The organism is Stieleria sp. JC731, assembly GCF_020966635.1.
Taxonomy (GTDB): domain Bacteria; phylum Planctomycetota; class Planctomycetia; order Pirellulales; family Pirellulaceae; genus Stieleria.
Map to the genome: position 1 here is coordinate 972,140 of NZ_JAJKFQ010000001.1, position 19,902 is coordinate 992,041.

Annotated in this window: 16 protein-coding genes; 6 read left to right on the forward strand and 10 right to left on the reverse strand. The window is 52.3% G+C overall.

Annotated elements, in window-relative coordinates:
• Positions 1-21: 21 nt before the first annotated feature.
• Complete coding sequence (locus LOC67_RS03165) at positions 22-558, forward strand: hypothetical protein (protein WP_230261060.1); 537 nt, start codon at positions 22-24, stop codon at positions 556-558.
• Here LOC67_RS03165 and LOC67_RS03170 read toward each other — a convergent pair.
• The 4 genes from LOC67_RS03170 to LOC67_RS03185 form a co-directional block, all read right to left on the reverse strand.
• Positions 555-2,591 carry an EAL domain-containing protein gene (locus LOC67_RS03170; RefSeq protein ID WP_230261061.1) on the reverse strand — a complete coding sequence of 679 codons (2,037 nt, stop codon included), beginning with the start codon at positions 2,589-2,591 and terminating at the stop codon, positions 555-557. The two genes, LOC67_RS03165 and LOC67_RS03170, sit on opposite strands and share 4 nt — an antisense overlap.
• Complete coding sequence (locus LOC67_RS03175) at positions 2,588-4,582, reverse strand: sensor histidine kinase (RefSeq protein ID WP_230261062.1); 1,995 nt, start codon at positions 4,580-4,582, stop codon at positions 2,588-2,590. Before LOC67_RS03175 ends, LOC67_RS03170 begins: the two co-directional genes overlap by 4 nt.
• Positions 4,583-4,863: 281 nt before the next feature.
• Positions 4,864-7,053, reverse strand: coding sequence for a serine/threonine-protein kinase (locus LOC67_RS03180; RefSeq protein WP_230261063.1), 2,190 nt, complete (start codon positions 7,051-7,053; stop codon positions 4,864-4,866).
• A 114-nt stretch (positions 7,054-7,167) separates the two neighbouring features.
• Complete coding sequence (locus tag LOC67_RS03185) at positions 7,168-7,785, reverse strand: sigma-70 family RNA polymerase sigma factor (protein ID WP_230261064.1); 618 nt, start codon at positions 7,783-7,785, stop codon at positions 7,168-7,170.
• A gap of 178 nt (positions 7,786-7,963) precedes the next feature.
• On the opposite strand from LOC67_RS03185, the gene LOC67_RS03190 reads away from it, so the two are divergent.
• Positions 7,964-8,758 (forward strand): TlpA disulfide reductase family protein, encoded by a 795-nt coding sequence (locus LOC67_RS03190; RefSeq protein ID WP_230261065.1) that lies wholly within the window; start codon positions 7,964-7,966, stop codon positions 8,756-8,758.
• Between the two features lie 54 nt (positions 8,759-8,812).
• On the opposite strand, the gene LOC67_RS03195 is transcribed toward LOC67_RS03190, so the two are convergent.
• Positions 8,813-9,661 carry a hypothetical protein gene (locus tag LOC67_RS03195; protein ID WP_230261066.1) on the reverse strand — a complete coding sequence of 283 codons (849 nt, stop codon included), beginning with the start codon at positions 9,659-9,661 and terminating at the stop codon, positions 8,813-8,815.
• A gap of 527 nt (positions 9,662-10,188) precedes the next feature.
• Here LOC67_RS03195 and LOC67_RS03200 point away from each other — a divergent pair.
• The 3 genes from LOC67_RS03200 (at position 10,189) to LOC67_RS03210 (ending at position 13,875) form a co-directional block, all read left to right on the forward strand.
• Positions 10,189-10,794 carry an RNA polymerase sigma factor gene (locus tag LOC67_RS03200; protein ID WP_230261067.1) on the forward strand — a complete coding sequence of 202 codons (606 nt, stop codon included), beginning with the start codon at positions 10,189-10,191 and terminating at the stop codon, positions 10,792-10,794.
• 29 nt (positions 10,795-10,823) lie between these two features.
• Positions 10,824-12,215 (forward strand): serine/threonine-protein kinase, encoded by a 1,392-nt coding sequence (locus tag LOC67_RS03205; RefSeq protein ID WP_230261068.1) that lies wholly within the window; start codon positions 10,824-10,826, stop codon positions 12,213-12,215.
• A gap of 82 nt (positions 12,216-12,297) precedes the next feature.
• Positions 12,298-13,875 (forward strand): tetratricopeptide repeat protein, encoded by a 1,578-nt coding sequence (locus LOC67_RS03210; protein ID WP_230261069.1) that lies wholly within the window; start codon positions 12,298-12,300, stop codon positions 13,873-13,875.
• 108 nt (positions 13,876-13,983) lie between these two features.
• On the opposite strand, the gene LOC67_RS03215 is transcribed toward LOC67_RS03210, so the two are convergent.
• The 5 genes from LOC67_RS03215 to LOC67_RS03235 all read right to left on the reverse strand — a co-directional run bounded on the left by LOC67_RS03215 (position 13,984) and on the right by LOC67_RS03235 (position 18,873).
• Positions 13,984-14,724, reverse strand: a complete 741-nt coding sequence (locus LOC67_RS03215; protein ID WP_230261070.1) for a hypothetical protein — start codon at positions 14,722-14,724, stop codon at positions 13,984-13,986.
• Positions 14,725-15,116: 392 nt separating this feature from the next.
• Positions 15,117-15,626: a hypothetical protein gene (locus LOC67_RS03220; protein ID WP_230261071.1), complete on the reverse strand. Its 510-nt coding sequence runs from the start codon at positions 15,624-15,626 to the stop codon at positions 15,117-15,119.
• Positions 15,627-15,805: 179 nt separating this feature from the next.
• Positions 15,806-16,810 carry a DMT family transporter gene (locus tag LOC67_RS03225; RefSeq protein WP_230261072.1) on the reverse strand — a complete coding sequence of 335 codons (1,005 nt, stop codon included), beginning with the start codon at positions 16,808-16,810 and terminating at the stop codon, positions 15,806-15,808.
• Between the two features lie 69 nt (positions 16,811-16,879).
• A complete protein-coding gene (locus LOC67_RS03230; protein WP_230261073.1) occupies positions 16,880-17,830 on the reverse strand; it encodes a PP2C family protein-serine/threonine phosphatase in 951 nt (316 codons plus the stop codon).
• A gap of 377 nt (positions 17,831-18,207) precedes the next feature.
• Complete coding sequence (locus LOC67_RS03235) at positions 18,208-18,873, reverse strand: hypothetical protein (RefSeq protein WP_230261074.1); 666 nt, start codon at positions 18,871-18,873, stop codon at positions 18,208-18,210.
• A 514-nt stretch (positions 18,874-19,387) separates the two neighbouring features.
• Between LOC67_RS03235 and LOC67_RS03240 the strand changes: the two genes are divergently transcribed.
• Positions 19,388-19,897 carry an SET domain-containing protein gene (locus LOC67_RS03240; RefSeq protein ID WP_230261075.1) on the forward strand — a complete coding sequence of 170 codons (510 nt, stop codon included), beginning with the start codon at positions 19,388-19,390 and terminating at the stop codon, positions 19,895-19,897.
• The last annotated feature ends 5 nt before the right edge of the window (positions 19,898-19,902 follow it).

The following is a 19,902-nucleotide window of genomic DNA, read 5'->3' on the forward strand; positions in this document are numbered from 1 at the left end:
ATACTCACAATCGAGGATCCAATGATGTATTTGAAACATTCGATCGCTCTGCTAAGCATCGTCGCTCTGGTTGGGTGCAACGGTGGCTCAGCCAAGACCGAAGTCGACGACAGTCCAATTGTGATGGATGAATTGCCACCAGGTCTGGATAGTCACGATCATGGTGCGCACGAGCATCCCGAGCACGGGCCACACGGCGGTGAACTAGTCGAACTCGGGCAGGAGGCTTACCACATCGAATTCATTCACGATGATGAGGATGTGGAAATGTTTATTTTGGATGGTGCGGCGGAGAGTGAAGTGGCTATCGCGGCAGAGACCTTAACGGTCAGTCTAAAGCTGGATGGCAAAGTTAAATCCTTTGAACTGGCATCCGTTGAAAAGAACGCTGACGGGAAAGCTTCCCATTTCCTATCGACCGAAGCAGACTTGGTTCAGTCGATGAAAGCGGCAGCCGAAGGCGTCATCGTACTGAATATCGAAGGAAAGTCGTTTACCGGTAGCCTGTCACATGACCATGATCATGAAGGTCACGACCATTCTGGACATGACCACTAAGGCGTCAGGCGGTTCTGGATAAAAGATGATGGTGGCGGTGCCGGCATTGGCAACGCGATTGGCAATCCGGAGCGAATGATTTGAATTCCCCGACTGCTGGTCGGTTCAAGTAGCAGGCTGCGTAGTCCTTCGATCGTCATTGGTGGTGCGAAGAGATATCCCTGAGCGCTATCGCATCCCCATTGTTGCAGCAGATTGAGTTGCAAGGGAGATTCCACCCCTTGGCATACGATCTTGGCGAGCAAGTGATGTGCGAGTTTCATAATCGCTTGTGCGATGATCGCATGGCCATGGTCGACAACGATGGATGCGGTGAACGTTCTGTCAATCTTGACAGTTTCAACCGGGTATTCATGAAAGCAGGTCAGCGATGAACTGCCTTTGCCAAAGTCGTCGATATGGATGCCGATTCCCAGGTCAGACAGTTCTTGCATTGTTTGCCGAGACCGCTCGCTGTGGCGAGCGTCACTGGCTTCGGACATTTCCAGTTTAAGCGACCATTTGAATTTTGTTCGTTCGCGGATCGCAATAAGGCGATCTGTGAAGAACGGGTCTGCAAGTTGACGCCGAGAAACGTTGACACCTAAGTAGACATCAGGTCGATCGGAGTCGGCGAAAGACATCATCAAGCGACTGAATTCACGCATTGATTGTTCGAGCACCCATTCACCGAACTGGCTGACGAGCCCGATTTCTTCAGCAATGGGGATGAACTTACTTGGCGGGATGTAGTTGCCTTCGGAGTTTCGCCAGCGTGAGAGGACTTCGACACCTTGAATCGTGCCATCGAGCAGACCGACGATTGGTTGGAAGCGAAGTTCAAATTGTTCGTTTCGTAGAGCTTCACGCAATTGAGCTTCTAGTTCATGCCGCGCGACGATCGCGTCATGCATGGTCTGGTCAAAGACCGCAATCTGGCCTTTGCCAGAATTCTTCGCTTGGTACATCGCGGTATCGGCATTGCGCAACGCGTCGTGGGCATCATCAAGCGAATCTTCTAGGAACGCGACACCAACACTCGTCCCAACGGTTACCAAGCGTGCACCGATTTGGAACGGTTCGGAGATGCGTTTGACGATACGACGGGCAACACGCAGGGCATCGTCACGATGCATCATTTGTTCCAGCAAGACGACGAATTCGTCGCCTCCAAGTCGAACTGTCTTGTCCGCATCGTCAGTGTGAAGCGGCTCACAGGTTTCCGGGCAGCGTGTTGACGTGTCGCGTTCGCGTACACATTCTTGCAGTCGCATTGCGACCTGATTTAGCAGTTCGTCACCCGCATCATGGCCCAATGAGTCATTGATGATTTTGAAATTGTCAAGATCCAAAAACAGCAACGCATCAAATGTTTTGCGTTTGGGGCCCTGGTTTGCCAAAACGGATTCAAGCTTTTCGATCAGAAACGGACGGTTGGGTAGGTCCGTTAACGAATCACGATGAGCTATATCACGCAATTCCGATTCGGCTTTTCGGCGGCGGTCGACCTCATCGCGGAGAGTCGACATCTTTTGTTTTTGCCGAATCGCTAACCGGTATTTCTCACTCAACGCCAGTGCCAGTTGTCTGGCTTCGTCGTGGGCGAACGGCTTGCGAAGTAGTAACAGACGATCGCTGTAACCGAGGCTTTGAACGATGTCTTCCCAGGTGTGGTCGCTGTAGGCTGTGCAGATAACCACTTGAATATCGGAATCGATTCGCCATAAACGCTTGATCGTTTCCAGCCCATCCATCCCTTGGGGCATTCTCATGTCGACAAACGCGACAGAGAACCGTTGTCCCGATTCGATTGATTGCTGAATGCAATGGACACCCTCTTCACCGCTGTAGGCATGTGTCAGCGAGAATGTTGGCGCCTCGGTATCTTTGGCATTCGAATTTGAAGCCGTTTCATTTTGCAAAAACTTCGCTTCAAAGTCGTCCAAATCGTCGTCTTGTTTGCGGTCTGTCTCAAAAATCCTTTTGAATGTCGCATGGATTTCAGACTGATCGTCAATGACCAGGATGTGTCGTTCTAGCAAGAAGTCGTTCATCCGATATGACCCCCGTGAAGATCAACTCCGTCCGAGGCCATTTCTGATGCGTGACTGAGTTTGACTGTATCGTCCGGGGTTAATGAAGTCGAATCATCCGTGTCGGTTTCTGAAGAAGGCGTGTTGCTGTCGGGGCGACGAAGTGGCAGTTCAATGATAAATGTCGCACCCTGATCAAGACCATCGCTCATTGCGGTGATCGCGCCACCGAGCCGTTTTAGGGCATTGGCACAAAAATGTAGGCCTAGTCCGCTGCCGGATTCGCGAGTTGTAAAGTGCGCGTCGAATACCCGTGATAGTGTCGATTGATCCATTCCACACCCATTGTCACGAAAGCGAATTCGGACAGCAGTTCGTGTTTTGATCACGTCAATTTGCAGCAAAGGCTGATGGCCGGGAGATGGATTGCCACTGGCCGCATTTCCCGCATTGGTGATGATGTTGATCAGGATCTGCAGCAGCAGTGACCTGTCAGACCAAATCGTCACATCGGTGTGGATGTCCGCTTCGACACGAATGCTGTCTTCACGCAGTTTCGCATCGACACATTTGATGCCTTCACGGATCAACTTGGTCAACGAGAGCGGAGAAAGTTGAAGCGATTGATGGGTGTGTTTGCGTTGGTCGCTGATGACTTGGTGGATATGTTGAATGTTGTCATGAAGCGTATCTAGCAGTTCCGACAAGTCGTGTTTATCGCCTTCAAGTGTTTCGCTAAGCCGATGAAGGTACTTTGGCGTCGCTTGTCGAAATGCCTCATCGGTGTCGTCGCGATCGAGACGTTCGGCTAGTTTTTCGAGCGGTTCGACACGCAGGTTGTTTACACGGTTGGTCACCGTTTCCATCAAACTGTTGACATTGGTGAGGACGTTGCCAACGTTATGGATCACAGTGTCGGCAACTAGGCTCATCCCCGCGGCATGAGACGCGTCAGAGAGTTGTCGTTGCGCATCACCCAAGCGATCACGCATCCTCACGAAGGATTCGGCAAGTTGACCGATTTCGTCGTTGCCGACAATTGCAAACGTTTCGTCATCGGTGTCTTGTACGATAAGACCCGATTGGGCAATCCGTTCTGTGTGTTGACGAATGGTTTCTAGGCGGCCAATTACAAGACGCTGTAGTAGTAAGAAGAGCATCAGTAGCGAACCGCAGACCCCACAAAGCGACAGATAGCGGGCGATTGCTGTGGTTCGTTTGCTGCGAATCATGAGGTCACGAGGCAAGCTAACGAGTAATTCTGCCAGCACATCGCCCTGAGGATTCAGCAGCGGCGAATGCACCGACAACAGTGATTCGTTAACAGGCTGTATGTGAAGCTTGCCGTCTCGAATCGCAGGGGAAGGCAATCGACTGATGGAAAATGGGACGCTTGTTCGACGCTGCAAATCACCGATCAGGTCGCCATCGAACGGTCTGCCTACGACATAGAATTTTCCTGTCGACAGTTCGGGATCCTGGGAGGGCCGCAACTGGACTGCGGCGAAAAGGATCAAGCGGTTTTGATGATCAACAGAAATTCCTGAAACCGAGTTTGAATCAGTCCAATCTTTCTGATCCAGTCGTCGCGTGATCCGAGGATACAAGTCGGGGACGTTTTCCGGTCGGGTGATCCAGTTCCAGCTTCCTTGTTGATCAACGAGAGCTCTCCACTGGATCCGATTCGATGCACTCGAGGGTTTGATCGTTTGTTCGGGATTGTGAACCGCCAGGCCGGTTTCGCGATGGGCCAGTTCGGTCAGATAATCAATTTCGGTGTTGATTGCCGACAGAACACGATTGGTTTCCTTTAGTGCCGTGACGCGTTCTAGAGCGATGAATTCGGTGGCGATTACGTATTGCCGAACAAACTCCTCAATACCGACGACGATTCCGAGCATCAATGCCAAGGCGAGAACGATCTTGCTGCGCAGTGATTGAGAGTGCAAGCGTTCTGATTGCGCGGAATCCTGCACGGTCGCTTCCGAGTTGCGGCCGGCGGACGATTGCATGAGGTGGTTAGGCGGCCGAAGCATTGGGGCAAGGTTTTCGCGCGGACCGTCATTGGACGTCTGGTGACCGCAACTCTCTGCTGAGCTTGCCCTGGCATGACTGCCAAGTGGCGAATTCCCTGAAGCCATCCCGTTGGCTTCAACGAAGGAGTTGTGCGGTCTTGATAGGCAACACTAGGTTTTCTAGGTGCCGGTGCACTGCCCAAGCTGAAGGAGAAAACTGCACGACTTTTCAGTCAGTCCGGTTGTAGTGAACATGACGATTGTTGCGCCAAGAACAGCTACTTTATGCCACCATTGGTCGTGGAGAAGTACTGGCGTGCGGCGGGGTGAAAGTCCAATCCTTGCCATTCGGCGGCGCGAACGCGCGGGATCAAGTCTTCGAAGATCGTCGGTGGTCTGTAGAGCAGTTCTAGAGTCGCTTGCACCAGTTCAGCTGGAGCATCACGGCGGGAAGCAAGGAACGCAGTGGTGCCGACGGTCGGAACCCCGGATTTTGGAATGGAGATCTCCGGGTAATCATGAAGGTCGATGGTCATCGGACGTAACGTCGGGTGATGAATCGAAATCATGATGCTTTGAGGAATTGACTTCAATTGCCATCCGATACTAAGCAAATCATGAATCAGTTCGCTTCCACTGCCGACGCAGATCAACGCGATGTTTGGCGCTTCTGATGATTTCAGTTTGGACCACTCGATTGCGATTCGCGGTGAAACATCCGTCGCGATTTCTAACGAATCCAAAATCATTTTCGCCGTGCCTCGCGAACCGCTTTCTGCCGGTCCGACCGCGATCGCACGGCCGACCAATTGTTCGGGTTCGATTTCGGTCGATTGCGGATCGAAGTCTTCGCCTCGTACTAACAAGTGGGCGACTTCATAGAACAATGGTGCGATGACACAAAGTCGATCATCGTTGATCGCCGAGGCTTGCATGGGAGCGAGGAGCACCCGTTTGTCCAAAAGCCTTTGTCGATTGTCAACCGAACCGCCGGTGCCAACGACTTCGACCTGAATCCCTTCGGTTTCTCGGAGGCGAGATGCGATTTGGGTTGAAATTTGATTGTAAACGCCTTGTTCAAGTCCACCGGCAACGGTGACATGATCTGGCATCGACTGGATGTGGTGGCTGTAAAGCAGCGCCAGTGCGACGAAGAAGAACGGGGTGCAGGCAAACATCAGCAACATGGCTGACTGAAATCGGCGATGACTTGGCGAGGATCGTACGACTTTTCGACCAATCAAAGCGCCAACTAATGGCACTCCACTGAACCAGTGCCAAAGTTGTAAGACACGTCCACGAGGTCTCGCCAGAATGGGGCGGCCTTCGATAAAGGCGTCTAAGTCTTCTGCCAAAGCACCTGCCGAGTTGTAACGCTTTTTGGGATGCTTTTCCAAGCACTTCGCGACAATCGTTTCCAAATCCGCGGGGACACCGGATCGAAAGTTTCGCATCGGTGGTGGCGGTTCGTGGACCACTTGCATCAAGGTGTCAACAACTGAATCGCCAACCAAAGGCGGTCGTCCCGTGATGCAGGCAAACAAGATCGCACCGAGCGAATAGATATCGCTTTGTTTGGTGGCCCGGTCGCTATGGCCACCGGCTTGTTCGGGCGCCATGTAATTGGGCGTTCCTACAGCTGCCCCACTGCCGGTGACGGAGCTATCAGAGCCGAGATTTTTTGCTAGTCCAAAGTCGGTGATATGAATCCGGTCTTTCTGATCGACGAGGATATTCGCCGGTTTCAAATCACGATGCAGAACATCGTTTTGGTGTGCGTGTTCAATTGCCCGGGCGACGTCACGTACGTAGCGGGCGGCCGTTTCGATGCAAAGTTCATCCTGTTCATTGATTTTCTTTTGAAGGTCGGTGCCTTCGATCAATGCCATCGAGAAAAAGTGATGCCCGGAACGATGACCGAATTGATAAACGGGAACGATACCGGGGTGATGAAGTCCTGCCGCCGCCTGTGCTTCGGTATAAAAGCGTCGAACGTCGCTTTCGCATGCCAGCATGCCGCCGCGAATCATCTTTACAGCGACGGTGCGATTGAGGACTTTTTGTTCGGCTTTATAAACGACACCCATTCCGCCTCGACCGACGACTTTTTGTAGCTCGTAGTCACCTAAGTCGTAGGGCAGTGTCGGCCCCGGATCGTTTTTGTCCCGTACCGCTTCGGGGAGCGTTTCGGCAGGATCGCCGCCGGATTGATTTGGATCGACTGCATTCGATGCGACGGTTTCGGAGCCGGGGATAATTTTGGGAGAACCGGAAAGCGAGTTGTTTCCCGAAATGGTGAATTGATCGATCGCGTCGGCCGCTTCCATCAAGTGCTTCAGCTCATCGGCCATCTCCGGGAACTGAGCCAGGAACTCTTCGCGCGATCCGACGGAGCCTTCATCGACGGATCTTAAATAAGCCGCAAAAGCTTCGTCGATTGGATCGTCAGCATCCGGGGGAGATGGCATAGGAAAACAGTTGGCAGATGGATTCGATGACTGGTTCCAGTTATTCGGCACGAATGTTTTGGGATTCGGGCGCGTGACCGAAAGCCTGGCAAGTGGCAAGCGTGTTGGGGCAGGCTACATGTAGGGATTGTTCTTCGGATCGATGATCAAACGTAGCTTCTGAAGTCCGCGTTTGAGCAATCCGGCGACCGCGGTATCGGATTTACCCATTCGCTCGACGATTTGTGCCAGCGGCAAGCCTTCCATATAACGCAAACGAATCGCTTCGGCCTGAGTTTCGGGCAGCTGGTGTAAAGCTTCGACCAAAGCGATTGCCGCCTCGGCCTTGATGGCAATACCAGATGGACTGGTTGTGCTGCCGGGTAACTGTGTGATCCAGGGTGCGCCCGCGGAGTCGTTGCCGGCTTGACCGTCTGCGGCGACTTCCCGACGAACAGATCGTTTTTGAGTCATCACGTGCCGAGTGACCGCGGTGGCAACGTTGTTTTTTAGCATTCCACGTAACCAAGCTGCAAATTCAGCAGGGCTGTCGCCGCGAAAGCTATCGAGATCTCGTTTTGCTTCCAAGAAGGTCACTTGCACAATGTCGACCGGATCAACGCGACGTCGCAATTGATCCGATAGATGTCGGTGGGCAAGCATGATCAGGTACCCTCGGTATTGTTCCAGCAGCTTGCCAAAGGCGCTATTATCACCCTGTTTTGAGGCGACCACTAATTGGGTCGTCGACATGTCTCCATCTGTTGCGGTCATCGATCGGTTCTTGGACAATCTAGGTTCTGGTTGGGAGCGTCCAGTGTATCTCATAAAGTTGGCAACTAGCAGAACGTTCACGCGATCCTCGCGTTGATTTTTGCGACCTCCAACGACAACTTGCCTTTCTCTTACTCCGATGGGGCTTTGTTTTCCGATGACCGCAGTTGTTTTTGAACGTTGTCGATTCCGCGGGCGTCCCCTGATTTGGGTGACCGCTTCGCTACTATTTTTGGTAGTTGGATGTGGGAAAGCGGCAAAAGATGACAATCCTCCCACGAACGCCGATAGTGATTCGCCGTCGGTCAGTGCCGAAATGGACACCGTTTCGGTTCCGCATGGTGATGAGAATGTTTCCAGTGGTCCGTCGATGGAAGGTGGAATGCAGCTTCCTGATGAACCGATCCCTACCGCTTCGGACGCCGCGTCAGGAACCGAGAAGGCAAATTCAGGCGGAATGACGTTGCCAGATTTAGACGAATCGTCGAGTGTTTCGTCATCACCAATCAATCTTCAATTGGCAACCTGGGAAGCCGTTGAAAAACACGTGAAGTCCACCGGTAAAGTGACGGTGGTGGATCTGTGGTCGACCAGTTGTATCCCTTGTTTGAAAGAGTTTCCTGAACTCGTCAAACTGAACAATGAAATGGACGGCAAGATCGCTTGTGTTGCCGTTTCTCTCGACTATGACGGACGCAAAACAAAACCGCCCGAGTCGTATTCGGATTCAGTGACTGAAGTCTTGGCATCATTTGGAGCAAAATTCCAAAATTTTCTTTGCCAAACGCCCAGCGACGAAGTCTTTGAATCGATGGAATTGCCATCGATCCCAGCGGTCCTGATTTTCGATGCCGAAGGCAAGCTAATCAAGCAATTCGTCGACGTGGGTGAGACCGCCGGCTTTACCTATAAATCGCACATCATTCCGTTTTTGGAAACCGTCCAGGGCTAATCGGATTCTGGAAACGGTGCAGGGCTGATCGGAAAGAGGCTGATCGGTAAAAGGTCAACAGCTAACGGCTCGCATTGATCGGCGCCGCCTGCGACGGACGGCAAAAGCGGCCGTTAATGCCACGCAGGTGTTGATGATTGAAGGCTCCGGGATCGCGGAAACTCGAGCAGCAAGGCCAACGTTAAAAGCGTCGAAACCGAGTTGGCCGATGAAGGTAGCCGTGCCAGTCGTTCGGTCCAGCGTGTAAAGGGCATCGCTTAAATGGTCAACGCTATAAATCGATCCGGTCAATGGATCGACAGCAAGCCCAACGGGCGCGGTCAACGACGTGAAGCCGACTTGAGATGCTTGACCGGTCATCGTGTTGACTTCGAAAAGGTTATCCGTCAATGCGTCAGCGAGCCAAAGTGATTGAGTGATTGGATCGAACGCCAGCCCCTGACCACTAACGGAGACACCGTAAGAACCGACCAACGTTGTCGAAGCGTTGGTCGTATTGATTGTATAAAGCGAATTTCCGGTGCCGGTTCCACCGTACATGACTTTATTGACGGGATCAAAAGCAAGCCCCGTAAGGTTGGCGACGCCGGTGTTTCCGACCAGCGACGCCGCACCGGTCATCTGATCAACAACATATAAGTTATTGGCTGTATCAGCACCACTATTGCTAGAAAGGTATAGCTGCCCGTCGTTTCCGTTGTAGGTCAATCCGACGTAGTTTGCATCGAGACCTAAACTGCCGACCTCTGTGGCAAATCCAGTTTGCAGATCAACGGTCCACAAACTGTCCGTTTGTCCGTCCGCAAGAAAGAGAGTCGTTTCCGCTCCCTTCACAAGCGAGCGATAGCTATTGGTTGCCAGAACAACCAGTGCGAAGATAAAGAGACTGACCAATCGATGCATCGGAAAACTCCACAAGTGTGAGTTGCAACAATCTCAGTTGTCTACCTAGTGTTTGAAATCAAGGTCGTTCGAAACCGGCATTGCCGAGTGTCTTGATGAAACAAAGCAGCGGATCACGCGGCCATGCGAAGCTATTGACAGTCAAGTTGCGACTAGCTTTAGGGCACCGTTTCCGTTCGGTATGGCTCGCACGCTGGAAGCCGCCGCGTGATTTACAGGGACCACGAATCTAGGAAACTGACTCGTTTCTGTGGTGCCACTCATGTGGCCGGTTGCGTTTTGCCTCGGTAGCCTAGCAGTTCCGATGATTCGATACGGTCAGTTTTCTAAGTATTTTTCCTAATTCGCTGTCAGGTTCTCATCGTGGGTGTGTGTAGGACTTCGGATCGAGGAGTTGCGGCTGGGATATTCAAGCCGCGTTCGAGTTAAAGTTGTGTCCTCAATCTGATGTTTGTGTCTGACCCAGAGGATGCTGGATCTAGAAGGCACAACATTGCAGCAAACTGACATTCGTGACATAGGATCCGATGACTGTTCCGGAAACTCGTGCCAGCCTGCTTCTGCGACTTCATGATCGAAGCGATTTCGATGCATGGGCCGAGTTTTCTCGACTCTATCGACCGGTCGTATGTCGCTTAGCGGTGCAGCACGGGATGCAATCGGCGGACGCTGAAGATCTAGCACAGCAAGTTTTGATTGCGATTTCAAACGCGATCGGACAGTTCGATTATTCACCCGGTCGGGCAAAGTTTCGTACTTGGCTGAAGACGATCGCTCGTCGCGCGATCATCAATGCGATGACGCGGCAAAAGAAGGATGTTGCAGCCGGTGGCAGCGAGGTGATGCAGTGGCTTCAAGTTTTGCCCGATCCAAATGAGCAAACACGGGTCTTGGATCTTCAATATCGGAGACAAATCTTCCGAGTTGCGGCGGATGAAGTCCGGCAAGAGGTGAGACCGGAAATGTGGGAGGCCTTTTATCTTAGTGCGATCGAGCAACGGTCTGCACGTGAAATCTCCGAGCGTCTCGGCTGTAGCGAAGGGAGTGTCTACACATCGCGAAGCCGCGTCATTCGCAGGTTGAAAACAAAAGTGCAAGAGCTTGATCTCGTCGACGAAGGTGAATCTCAATGAACAGCCAATTGATATGCGACGATGACCGGGTGGATTCTTTCTTAGCTGGTCAGTTGTCCGATTCTGAAATCGAAACCTGGGAAAGGCATTTGGAGCAGTGCTTTCAGTGCCGATCGAAGCTCGATGATCGTTCTGCGATCCAAGGGTTTTGGGCAGATACCAAACGTTTCTTGGGGAGCGTTGACGAAACATTGGCAATCGATAGCAATCGCAATGAAACGGAGAGCTTCGCAGGGCAGGGCAGGGAAGTCACATCGCTGCTCGATCCGACCGACCATCCCGACATGTTAGGCCGGTTTGCCGGATATGAAGTCAGCGGAGTTATCGGTCGCGGCGGAATGGGCATCGTTATGAAAGCTCGTGACATGTCACTTGATCGTTTGGTCGCAATCAAGGTTTTGGATCCGAGCTACTCCGGATTGTCCGCATCACGACAACGGTTCGCACGAGAAGCCAAATCGGCCGCTGCTGTTGTCCATGAAAACGTGATCGGCATCTTCGGTGTGGATGAATTCAATGGCGTGCCGTATCTGGTGATGCCGTATATCAAAGGTGAATCGCTTCAGCAGCGGATTGATCGGCAAGCACCTTTGCCGGTCGAAGACATGTTGGAAATCTCCGTGCAAGTTGCCAGAGGATTAACTGCGGCACACGGGCAGGGGGTGATTCATCGTGATATCAAGCCTTCGAATATTTTGTTGCTCAACGGTGTGTCACGGGTTTTGATCACCGATTTTGGGCTGGCAAGAACAGTTGACGATGTCAGTTTGACGCGAAGTGGGATACTCGCCGGGACGCCTCAATATATGTCTCCCGAACAAGCGTCAAGCGAAGCTGTCGATCCTCGGACGGACCTGTTCAGTTTGGGAAGCGTGATGTACGCGATGGCATGCGGGCATCCGCCTTTTCGAAGCGAATCTCCCTATGGCGTGTTAAAGAAGATCATTGACCAGCCACATCGATCGCTGCTGCAGCATCGGTCGGATTTGCCGTCTTGGTATATAGCGATCGTTGATCGGTTGTTATCGAAACGTCCAGTCGATCGATTTGATTCGGCAGCTGAAGTCGCTGAGCTTTTAGAAGAAGGCCTTTCCCATCTGCGCCAGCCGACGACCATCCAAAAGCCATTCGTACGATCGGTTCGGCAGTCGGTGTTTTGGAGTCGTCGGAAAGTCATCATCGGCATCGTGCTTGCTATTTCAGGAGCTTGCTGTTTCGCAGCGTTTCTGTCAGCGCCGCAGAATCGACCTTCGTCGCTTACTGATGAAAAGAACGTGGCGGAAACTGGAGAGGCTGACAATCGGTTGCCACGTCAGGTTGAGTCTCGAGCAGAGGATGGACTCGATTGGCGATTCGATGATCGGCTGCTCTCTGATTTGGAGCGAGAGCTTGACGAATTGCTCAACGAGACAGCGGAATAACGCCGCTTTGCGTCGTGAGCAACACCAGCCGATGACACACACTGTTTCTCTTTGAATTAACACAAGCGTTTGGAGATGTCGAATGCGTACTGTTACGAATCAACTTTGTATCAGGTTGATCGCCGCTTCACTGGCGATCTTGGCGAGTTTTCAGATAGCTCAAGCAGAGCTGAATCCGACGTCAGAATTGGAGGGTTGCAAGCTACATGTTGTCGGAATCTACATGCCAAAGAATCGGGGTGTCGATGACCGAGTGTTGGTTCAGGTCGAAAAGACACAAGATCCAATAGTGCTGGTAATGACCGGGTACTTCGGCACGCGATGGAACCTGCAGGTTGCCGATGGTGCGAAGCTGAAAAAAGTGATCATTGCTGGCTACTATGAGCACTTTGTTGAAGGGGTGCCAGTTGGAGTGCCCGTTGAAACCTATACCCATTTCCCGGTTGCGCAGGGCGAGGATAAGCCTCATTTTTGGGCGTTTTCGTGGAATTCCATCGAGGGGCAAACGATGCGTGAGCGGCTTCGTGAGTTGACCGGCTTGCCCATCGCAACGTTTCAAGGCGAGTACTTGGGAACTAAGTTTGTTGTCGATGGTGTGCGAGGAGATAGCAAGAAAATCAATGAACAGATTGCAACGCTAAATTTGATCAAGCGAGACGATGTTATCTACAAGGTTGCTAAGATTCAGTCGGCTCAGGTGAACGAGTTGATGAGCAAGATGAAAGTCGAGTTAGCACTCGCCCAAGCGAAGCTTCGTGAAAATGAAGCGACGATCAAGTCGCAGCAACTGAAGCTAATGCATCGCCAAGAAGCGATTGAACAGGGAGGGAAAGAAATCAAGGCCGGCGAAGTCATTGACCCGGAGGTTGATGTCGCGTTCGAGGTTATTGACCTCGACGGGCCAACGGGAGTACCAACCCCGATGCTCGTCGAAAAACTTGTTCGCCAAGCTTTTGATTTAGAGCTTCAGCTTCAAGCGAAACGAGTTCGCCAAGCGGAGTTGAACCTGCAGCGTGTCAAGGCACAGCTTGCGAGGCGAAAAGCAAATGCAAGCAGTATCATTCAATCTAGAATCGAGCAGCTTCTGAAAGAGTCGTCCGATGGTGTTGTCGAGTTCCGCCAGTCAGTGAAGGTCGATGCGGATGAGCAAGAGGATGCGGCAGTTCTTGCTGCGGAAGGATGGAAGGCTTGGAACAACCAAGATCCGCGATTGGCGATCGTCAAGTTTGAAAAGGCGATCGATGCAAACTCGTCTTTGGAGCAAGCCCGTAACGGGTTGGGCTGGGCTCGAATCCAGGTCCAACAATACGACAAAGCGATTGAGCAATTCGAGTCACTTCTGAAAGATCAGCCGACGCATGCGGGGGCTCTAAACGGCATCGGGCAAGCGTTATTTGCACAACGCAAATTCGACGAAGCTGAAAAACAGTTTTTGAAAGCGACCGAGACGCTGATCGAACAATACGGAGAAGAACGGGCAATTAGCCGGCAAGTGACCGCCGCATGGTTTGGACTGGTCAGGACTTACCTGGAAAAGCAAAAGTACTCCGACGCAACCAAATGGGCAGAACGCTACCTGAAGGTCAAGCCAGACGACGCACAAATGAACGAGCTACTCGAGCAAGCTAAACAAGCCGCGTCGAATGCCAAAAAGGATTGATGGGATATCGACGCAGTCTCCTCCGTAGGACAAGCTTCAATTCGAAATTGAAGCTTCTGTCGCGTGTGTGATGGTACCAACTGCTACATCGCAACAAATACGATGAAGCTATTTCGTTTCGTAGACCCAGTATGGTGTGTAAGACCTTTGGACTGCCCAGTCTGTTTCCCAGATGCGGGTTTCGTCAAAGGTAACTTGTGTGGGGACGATGGACATGCGAGCGAGTGCGTATCGATACTTCTCTCCGTCTTCGGATTGATAGGCTTCAAGCAGCAGTAAGACTTCGGGGTCTGTGCCTTGCACGAACGAAAAGACCGCACCGTCAATCAATTCTGAAGACGACTTGGGATACCGATAGATCGGCCGTTCGAGCATTCGCAGTGGAACTGCAGTTTTTCGAGGCGGGACCAACTTGGCTTCGAATCGTCTGACTAGCGAACGCATTTGGCGAAGACGCTGAAACGGTGTTTTCATAGGCGGTTCCGCATTGGGAAGATCTTTCCATGTGATTCCCGCCTCGTTCGGCTGCCAGATCAGTTTGTATCCATCTTGTGCTAGTAACGGATGATCCGATAGCGATTGGAATTCAAGGTGGACAATTTCCAGCGATGGATACAAGCACATCGCCGCTTGGGGCCGACCTTCTCGCGTCCACAGGTGTAGTGCACCTGCGGTGGTGTTCCGTTCTGGATTGCTCCAGCTAAGGACTGGTTGGTCGATCTTTTCGATTCTTTCCGCTGGTGGACCTGCAGTCGAAATGGAAATGCGTTCGGCGAGCTGCTCAAAACGATCCTTCAACGTGACATCTTTTCCGTCGCCTGAATCACTCTTCGGATCCTGCGCGGTCACAGATATCCCGATGAGACTCAGGCATGCAAAAATGATTAGACGATTAATCAGGAATACTCGGCCGCGCGGGCATCCGGGTAAGCGTCGTCCATTCTGGAGAAGCCCGTCTAGGAGACGCCTTGTTTGGGATCGAAACATTGCTGGCCTCGGTTGGGGATTTTGCGCTCGGAGAACTTAATGTAGATGTTTTGTCTATTGTTTTGGTTGCAAGCCGTGATGTCAAGTTAGCGGGCTAGGGGCTGGCCCGGCCGAACGCAAGTCACTTTGGTCTGGGGCCGGAAGTGATCGCACGCGACGAAAAAAGCCGGCGCCATCGCACAAATTCAATGCGTTGGCACCGGCCCATTGTTGCAATCAAGGATCAGAAGAGGTTTTCTGAAAGGTGGCTCAGCCTATGCGGCGTCTTTCTTTGCCTTTCCTTTCTTGCCGCCTTTGGCATCTGTGGTGCGGCGTAGCAGTTGTTTGGGAAGTTTGGACTTCTGTTCTTCGCTTAGCATCGCAACCGCTTTTTTCAACAGATCAGCGCGCATTTCGTTGGTCTTGGCGATTGCCGCAGCTTGCTTCTCGTTCAAGCCTGCGATTTTGTTAACTTCTGCAAGACGCTCAACGGGCTTCTTGTCGCTGTCCTTGAGTTGTTTTTGAGCTTCGGTGCGTTTCTTCATCAACTCAGGAGTGATCCCGGCTTCTTTGCGGATCGCTTGCATTTCAGCGCCGGCCTTCTTCGCCAGTTCTTTCAATTTGGCTTGCTGTTCGTCAGTCAATTCAGCCTTTTCGAGCTGCTTGATCACTTGGGCAGACACCTGGTTCCGCTGGCCCTTTTTCTTGTTGGGCTTTTCATCCGCTGCAGTCAACGGAGCCGCCAGGACCAAAGCAATTGCAACACCAAGAATCTTGTTTTTCATCAATGCACCTACAGGGAAGGGCAGGGAGGGGAGTCGGCGTTCGGGGCCGCCAGTCCAGTGATTGGAGGGTCACGCCGGGAACGCTATTTTACCTGGAGATCGGCAACGGAAGCGGCCCGAAGACTAATTTTTGTGGTAACCGAATGACCGCTTCGCATGGACGTTTCATCTGGCGGTCTTCAGTCAGTCACCACTACCGTGGCACGCGTCCGGCGAGCTAAAATTACCAGCCCGATGAATGTTAGGGCGATCCCGGTCAGTAAGCGAATCGACATCGGTTCGCCAAAGAGAATCACGCCTGCGATCGCCGCCATCGCAACCTGCGAAGCGTTGATCAGATTGACAGCGACAACCGGCAGTAATCGTAGGGATGCCGTTATCGCAACAAAAGCGGTGAAATTGAAAATGCCTGCAGCTGTCATGGCCAGCCACTGAGTCGGTGTTGTCTGTGAGACAACGGAAAAGCCAACCGCAATAAAGCAGTAGCCCCATAGCGTGACCGTTCCGGTGACTCCGCTAAGGAACATCAGCAAGCTTGATGGGAATCCCTGTTGAAGGGTCATGCGCATGGTGACGCCGAAAAACGAGTAGGCGAGTCCACTGATCGCCGCCCACAGGGAGCCGGTCAGGATATCGGCTGCTGAAACAGATTGACTGTTGCTTGGTGCGAAAGAGTCAGGCAAGGAAAGGATAACAACCGCGAAAATCAAGGTCGCCATCGCAACGACTTTCCGGCGGCTAACCGGCTCGCTCAGGATGATGACACCCAAGATCGCGCCGCCGACAATCAAGACGCCGAGCGTGATCGGAACTGATGCGGCAAGCCCGATGTATCCGAGGGCCTTTTGGAAGGCTGCATTCCCAAAAAACTGGGCTAAGAACGATGCACCGATAAAGCGACGTAAGTGGTGGCGGGGTGGTAAGCGATTGCGTGTCGAATGATTCGTTCTACTTGAATCGGCATCGCTGTTTAGGTTTGAATGAGCGGTGTTGTCGTGATCGGCTAGCTTCAATTGCAGCAGAAGGTATGGCCCTAGTATCACAACCGTTGGAGCCGCCTTTACAGCCGAAACGAGATAGGGATCGACCTCGACACAGTGTCGCAAGGCGATGTTGGTCAACGTGTAAAGAATCGCCGACGCGAGTCCACAGATGGGACCGATAAGAGCTGAGTGTTTCGACATCGCTAAAGCGTCAGGGACGAGCCCCACGCGACGGTATTTCCCCGGCGGGCCGATTCATCGATCAATCTTCTAGGGCAGCTGAGTGACATCATCGGTGGGACGCTCGGAAACCGTTTCGGCGATGGAATTATCGATCGTCAGACTGCTGTCACTGAGATTCGGGCGATCGGTCGGTTTGGGATGAGTAACGACAACGGTGATGTTGTCTTCGCCGCCGGATTCGTTCGCAAAATCAATCAGTTGGCGACACAGCAGTGATGCGTCCTGTTGCTGTTGAACGAATGAGGCAAGTTGTTTGTCGTCCAGGTAGCGATAAAGCCCGTCGCTACAAAGCAGGACCGAGTCACCGTGTTGTAAATCGATGCGGTGCACCTCCGCCAGGATCTCCCGTTCTCCGTGCCCACCGAGGACATTCCAAAGCACATTGCTCCAGCGGCTGGTCGCTTCGTCTTCCGGCTTCATCCCTCCGGCTTCGACCATTTGCCTGGCGAGTGTGTGGTCTTTAGTGACTTGCTTGGGGGCACCATTTCGGATCAGGTAGCAACGGCTGTCACCGGCGTGGACGACATACATGGTTGGCCAATTGATGTAGGCCATCGTCAATGTGGTTCCCATGCCAGCGTTATTGGAATCACCTTGGGCTTCGGCCAGAACCCTGGAATGAGCATCCCGCAGCAATCGCCGAAGGGCATCGACAAAGACTTCTTCGCTGTCTTCGTCCGAATGGAAGAACCAATGGACACTGTTTAACAGTCGCGAGATCAGATGCTGCGCTGCGACGCTGCTGGCTTTTTCGCCTGCCGCGTGGCCGCCCATGCCGTCGGCAACCAGCAGCACTTGGCCCTGCATTCGACCGTGAAAGCGGCCAGCCGGGATTTCTTCCAGGCTAGATGCCGAAACCAGCATCGATTTACTGAGTTCAGCGATCAAGAATTGGTCTTGGTTGATCGCGCGACGTTGGCCAATATCGGTTTGGCCGAACGTTTCTGACTGAGTAAATTCGAACTCGGATTCGGTCATTGTTGGGGCCTCGCCCATCGTTGTTGGTGGGTGACAGACGTTGGTTGCTAGTGGAGGCTTCTTGCCTCAGTCTGGCTAGAGCAGCATGATTGTAGCTTTGACGATCGAGTGAGGTTAGGCCTCTGGTACGGCAGCGCAAGTCACTTAAGTGAGAAACTAACTTGGAAAGTTGAGCGACAATGTCCCTCGATTCTCCGAATCGAGATCACGCCAGTTTCCATGCTTGATGCAACCCCTGTCGAAGCATCTCAACTTGGAAAGTTGAGGGACAATGTCGATCGATTCTCCGAATCGATTGCGGGTCTGATTCCAAGCTTCGGAACGTATCTAAATGGGTCAGTGGCTTGTCTGGTCTCAACTTGGAAAGTTGAGGGACATTAGAAAGCACCTTGCGACCTTCGGTACGTGAAGGTTCCTGGTTTCAAATTTGCTTTTTTAGGATTGTCTGCAATGTAGCCTCTCAAGTACTGCAACTGCCGCTCGCTTCGCACCAAATGGTCAAACGGTTCGGGAAACCAGAATGCTCCGGTTCGCTTGAGCAATGGATTGATCTTTCGTGCCGAAAAACGCATCCAGCTGCCGGGTTGGGTCTTGGCAATGTCGTTGTCTCGGAACGCGACCAGGCAATGCAAATGATTGGGCATGATGACATAGTCGCCCATCCAATATCGTTGACCATGAAAGGACTCTAGCGAACGAGCCACTTCGTCTCGGAGATGCTGCTGCTGTAGGTGACACTCGCCATGGCATGCGTCGAGTGTCATTTCGCGTTGTCTTGAAAAGTGCTTGTTGAAATCGGCTTGTTGTTCCGTCGCGAGTTGTGCGTAACCCGATTTCCAGTAGCTACCGACCGAGATGCCCAATCGCTGGAGATACTCCCTTCGCTCGCGATGCCAACCGAGAATGACCGGTTTGGGAATCGAGTCATTCAGTCGAATGGTCAAAAAGCAAATGACAGCTGGCTGATGACGATGAGGTCGGGTTCGATCCCATTGCTCAAATTCCGCGTTGTGGTCGAATAGCTCACCGGTGAATTGAGACATAATGGCCCAGCAAGAAACCATCTGGGTGTGCTGAGTGTCGCTCGATTCTCCGAATCGAGAGCGTGCAGCTACACTGAAATTTCGAATAAGGATAACGTTTTTGAGCCGGTGAGGTTTGGGTTGGGACTCAACTTGGAAAGTTGAGGGACAATGTCGTTCGATTCTCCGAATCGAAAGCATACATTGCTGGGACCCGGGCATTTGAGCGATATTCAAGCTGGCGAGGTTCTCGCCGGGTTGCGGCTCTACTTGGAAAGTTGAGAGACACTGTTGTTCGATTCTCCGAATCGAATGCGTGCCTTTCACTACCGCGTTTTCAATCGGCGTAAGCTGTTTCTAAAGGTGGAGGAGTCGACTACCTCCGGTTCACCGGATCAGTGTTGTGAATTTCGTGTGTGAACCCTTTTAAATGTGCTAGGAAGAGTACATCATCTGGGATGGTCGCATTGCGCTAGGGCGTGGTCAAACCGATGTTCGCTTCAGGATACATTTGGATCATAGAAAGTCTTCGAGAATGGAACTATCAAAGAAACGGCGCCGCAAGCTTCAGGCCCAAGTCGACAAGGATTACGGCTACCGAGCCTACGAAGACCGCGATGTTTACGTTGCGGAGCTGAAAGGAAAAGGACGCGGCATTATTGCCTCGCGACAATTCTTGCCGGGCGAGCTGGTAATCGAGATCACCGGCCAACTGATCGCCGCCGATGTCTACGACGGTTCGACTTACGCGATGAACTTGGATGACAATTGGTACCTCGAGCCGACAATTCCGGGGGCCTACATCAACCATTCCTGCAATCCCAATTGCGACATGGTGCAGGTCACCGATACCTCCAACGGTTTGGTTGCCCGCTGCAATATCGAACCGGGAACTGAGTTGACGTTCGACTACCAGTGGGAAGCCCAATGGTGGATTCCGAAGTGCTGTTGTGGCGCGCGGAATTGTCGAGGCTGGGTGGTGGCCGAGAGCGATCTAAAGAAAATGAAGCGAATCGCGAGCCGCGAAAAACGCAAAGCGAAATAAGCTGG